We start from the raw sequence: 3,130 nt of genomic DNA on the forward strand, positions 1-3,130 counted from the left end.
GTGTTCCATATAGAGTCGGCTGATGAATGTGACGGTGCGTTGCTGGCTGAAAGTTTGTGCGGAACTACAAGTATTGGGATAACCGCAGGGGCTAGCACGCCTGATTATGTGATTGACTGTGTTAGAGCATATGAACCTGAATCATACATGTCTGCCAATTCCATCACTTCGGCTTAAATATTAGATTTTGCTGCTCACTCACTGCACGGCTCAATACCTGTTTAGCTAAATATTCTGACACATAGTTGCCGTCCATCTCTATCGTTTCAGAATATTTTATCTGTGCATTCTTTAAGTCTATTCGCTCAGGTTTGGTGTTCTCAAACGAACTTCCAGATACCGTCAATGACTTGCACATCTCATTTTCAATCAGCGTTGGAATTATATCCTTTACTACGCCGTTTGATAGCAGCTCTTTATTGCCCGCTGATACCTTTATATCAGCTTTTAGCCCGCCTAGATAGCCAAGTATCTTAGTTAGTGTCCCCACTTCGGTTGCCTCAAAACTGCTCAATTCACTACCAGTGGGCATACTAAGGCTGAAAGATAACTGCTTGTAGTTATCCCAGTCCAGCACCTTGTTATAGGCTTCTTCATCACAATACGGGAGCAAACGCACAAGCCCATCTTCACTAAACTGACCTAACAGTTTCCTAAACCCAGTGCTTGCACCGCCCGCCCCTGCAGCAAAACAAACTAGTGCTCTGTTTGCCACATTGAGAAAGCCATAAGCAATGTCGCCCAACGTGCCGTCCGACAACGACAGCTCATTATAGACACCCTCATCACGCACCCAGAGGGGCCAAGACTGACGCTCACGCACAACGGAAAAAAAATAGGTGGCAGTCTTGTCAACATCTACCTTCTCTATCAACTTCCAGCTATATTTTGTCCCGCCAGATTCAAAGTTGTTAGCGGTGTTGCCCGTAGAGAGCATTGTTTCAGCGTTATCATAAAACTTAGAAAAGTAGTCCTCTTCCGCAGCTTCAATGGTGTAATACGCTACTGTTACCCTCTTAGACCAAGACATAACTATAACTCAATCAGTTAAGCGTTTTTAAGAGCATTCAGTTTCTTAACCATACGCGAAACTTTGCGTGCAGCATTGTTCTTATGGAGCAAACCCTTTGTTACAGCACGATATAGCGCACTGACGCCACCCGTCAATGCTTCGCTCGCTTTCTCTGCCACGCCATCAGCAAGAGCCGCACTGTATTTCTTGACAGCCGTTCTAACCTTTGATTTCTCAGACCTATTTCTCAGTCTACGCTTTTCAGACTGACGTATCCGCTTTAACGCCGACAATGTGTGTGCCACAAATCACCTCATCCCTTATTATATGACTTATTTTAACTTATCCGCAAAGATAGTGCCGAAACCTTGTGCCTCATCGCTCTGCTTTTTCATATACTCCTTAGCCTCTTTACGCTCGCTATCGGCTACCAACTTCTTAACGGACAGAACCACCGATTTATTTCGCCTATCAGCCTTCACAACAGCAGCATCTATAGTATCGCCCACCTTGTAGTCATCCAGCTGCTTGTCGCTCGCTAGGTCTGACACAGAAATGATAGTTTTTAACCCGCCAGATAGTTCCACCTCAATACCGCTCTTGGTAACAGATGTCACAGTAGCGTGCGCTTTCTTGCCACCTCTGGATATATCTTCCCACGGGTTTTGCGTCAGTTGCTTTACCCCTAGACTAATGCGCTCACGTTCTTCGTCAATACTTATAACCTTAGCCTCAATGCTATCGCCCTCTTTGTATAGGGTATGTAAATCAACAGGCTCTTCGCTCCATGATATATCGCCACGGTGAACAAGCCCGTCTATTGTATGTCCGAAATCAACAAATATGCCGAAGTTAGTTATACTCTTTATAATGCCCGTCACTACGCTACCCTCAGGCGCATTCTCGCGCAGACCATTCCAAGGGTTCTCCTGCAACATCTTTACTGATAAGATTATACGCTTGTGCTCATCGTCATAGTCCAGCACCTGCCCATCTAGCACATCTTTTGAGTTAATATGCAAATGTGCATTCTTCAGCCAACTCATCTCTTCTAGTGGCACCAGTGCATCAATGCCGGGTTCTATCTCGGCTATGTAGCCGTTGCGCCTGCGCCCAATAGTAATAGCTTTCACGGTGCTACCCACAGGGTATCTTGCAGATACGCTATCCCACGGGTCTGCTTCTAGTTGTTTCAAACCTAGCTCTATCTTGCCAGTCTCACTATCAATATTAAGTATTTTCACATTGATTTTATCGCCGACTTTCATAAACTTAGCAGGGTTGCGCGGACGTCCCCATACGATATTGCTCTTATGAATAAAACCGTCTGCTACCCCTAGACTCACAAATGCACCATATTCTTTCAACGAGCGAACTTCGCCCTCACGGACATCGCCTATGCTGATAGTGCCTAAGAACTCTTTACGCTCTTTGCTCTCTATATCTATAAGGTATTCTTTATGGGATACCAAAGCCGAGCGGTGTTTGCCACCGCCTGATTTCAGAACCTTAGCAGACAACACTTTACCGATATAAGACTGCATCGGTTGCAACTTACTCTTTATGTCTATATGGTTCTCTGGGATAAACGCATCTTGGTCGCCAATTTTGCAACGAAACCCCTTTTTGTCCACATACGACTCTACGCGAACCTTGACGATAGCGTCTTTCATATCTTTGCCGCCGTATTCGCCCGACATTCTGCTGGAAAGGCGCATATAACCGCCATTTTCAAAGCCGACCACCACTAGCTCTATGCGGTCTCCGACCTTAACGTCATTAGGAAGTTCGCTTTTGCTTGCTATCCCCTCTGTCTTTACACCAGCGTCAACGATTACATCATCGCCATGCACCTGCACCACTATGCCGTTTATTGTAGAACCTTTGGTTGGCTGTTTCAATGAATCCTGCAATAACTGCTCAAAGTTATTCATGTCAGTCTCTTCAATATGCGCCTTGTCTTGAACCATCCCATTTCTCCGTTATATATTCTCTAACACAGTCAATCACATAATCAGGCGTGCTAGCCCCTGCGGTTATCCCAATACTTGTAGTTCCGCACAAACTTTCAGCCAGCAACGCACCGTCACATTCATCAGCCGACTCTATATGGAACAC

The 3,130-nt window shown here is 45.4% G+C and carries 5 protein-coding genes; 1 reads left to right on the top strand and 4 read right to left on the bottom strand.

Annotation, left to right across the window (positions count from 1 at the left end):
* Nucleotides 1–177, top strand: a complete 177-nt coding sequence (locus AC1MDJ_RS07285; protein WP_479690267.1) for a hypothetical protein — start codon at nt 1–3, stop codon at nt 175–177.
* Here AC1MDJ_RS07285 and AC1MDJ_RS07290 read toward each other — a convergent pair.
* Genes AC1MDJ_RS07290 through AC1MDJ_RS07305 form a run of 4 tightly spaced genes read right to left on the bottom strand, consistent with a single transcriptional unit; the run spans nt 164 to nt 3,130 of the window.
* Nucleotides 164–1,030, bottom strand: coding sequence for a DUF6731 family protein (locus AC1MDJ_RS07290; RefSeq protein ID WP_479690264.1), 867 nt, complete (start codon nt 1,028–1,030; stop codon nt 164–166). The two genes, AC1MDJ_RS07285 and AC1MDJ_RS07290, sit on opposite strands and share 14 nt — an antisense overlap.
* A 17-nt stretch (nt 1,031–1,047) precedes the next feature.
* Complete coding sequence (gene rpsT / locus AC1MDJ_RS07295) at nt 1,048–1,317, bottom strand: 30S ribosomal protein S20 (protein ID WP_479690265.1); 270 nt, start codon at nt 1,315–1,317, stop codon at nt 1,048–1,050.
* 27 nt (nt 1,318–1,344) lie between these two features.
* Nucleotides 1,345–2,982: a S1 RNA-binding domain-containing protein gene (locus tag AC1MDJ_RS07300; RefSeq protein WP_479690266.1), complete on the bottom strand. Its 1,638-nt coding sequence runs from the start codon at nt 2,980–2,982 to the stop codon at nt 1,345–1,347.
* Nucleotides 2,957–3,130, bottom strand: coding sequence for a hypothetical protein (locus tag AC1MDJ_RS07305; protein ID WP_479690268.1), 174 nt, complete (start codon nt 3,128–3,130; stop codon nt 2,957–2,959). The genes AC1MDJ_RS07300 and AC1MDJ_RS07305 overlap by 26 nt, the downstream gene beginning before the upstream one ends.

Source organism: Candidatus Termitispirillum reticulitermitis, from assembly GCF_054655775.1.

What these genes read in the sequence shown, in the direction of transcription:
- AC1MDJ_RS07290 (WP_479690264.1), bottom strand. Translation starts at nt 1,030, where the DNA reads ATGTCTTGGTCTAAGAGGGTAACAGTAGCGTATTACACCATTGAAGCT.
- AC1MDJ_RS07300 (WP_479690266.1), bottom strand. Translation starts at nt 2,982, where the DNA reads ATGGTTCAAGACAAGGCGCATATTGAAGAGACTGACATGAATAACTTT.